Source organism: Roseivirga sp. E12 (genome assembly GCF_017592825.1).
Taxonomy (GTDB): Bacteria; Bacteroidota; Bacteroidia; order Cytophagales; family Cyclobacteriaceae; genus Roseivirga.
In genome coordinates this window covers 1-389 of sequence record NZ_JAGFMD010000031.1, presented here as the reverse complement: position 1 = coordinate 389, position 389 = coordinate 1, and the positions used below count along the sequence as shown (strand labels likewise).

The following is a 389-nucleotide window of genomic DNA, read 5'->3' as shown; positions in this document are numbered from 1 at the left end:
GTGTAGGCCGTACCCGTTCCATTCTCTACAAAGCTGGCTGTAGTGGCCGAAGTAAAGACTGGATCAGTGTCATCAACATCTGTTACGGTAATGGTCACTGTCTGTGATACAGTATTGACACCGTCACTTGCCTTGACTTCCAGTAAATAGGCATTGTCGGTATTCCCATCTGCCGGTGACTCAAAGTCTGGTGAGGCTTTGAAAGTCACAGCTCCTGTTGATCCATCAATATCGAATAAGCCTTCGTCATTACTTGTGCCAAGGCTATAAGTAATCGCATTGGCATCTGTAGCCACAGCAGTGTAGGCCGTACCCGTTCCATTCTCTACAAAGCTGGCTGTAGTGGCCGAAGTAAAGACTGGATCAGTGTCATCAACATCTGTTACGGT

The 389-nt window shown here is 47.3% G+C and carries 1 protein-coding gene; it reads right to left on the bottom strand.

All coding sequences use genetic code 11. The features are described from left to right. Positions 1 to 389: cadherin repeat domain-containing protein (locus J4E76_RS20775; RefSeq protein ID WP_208506719.1), on the bottom strand; the 389-nt coding region annotated here is incomplete at both ends.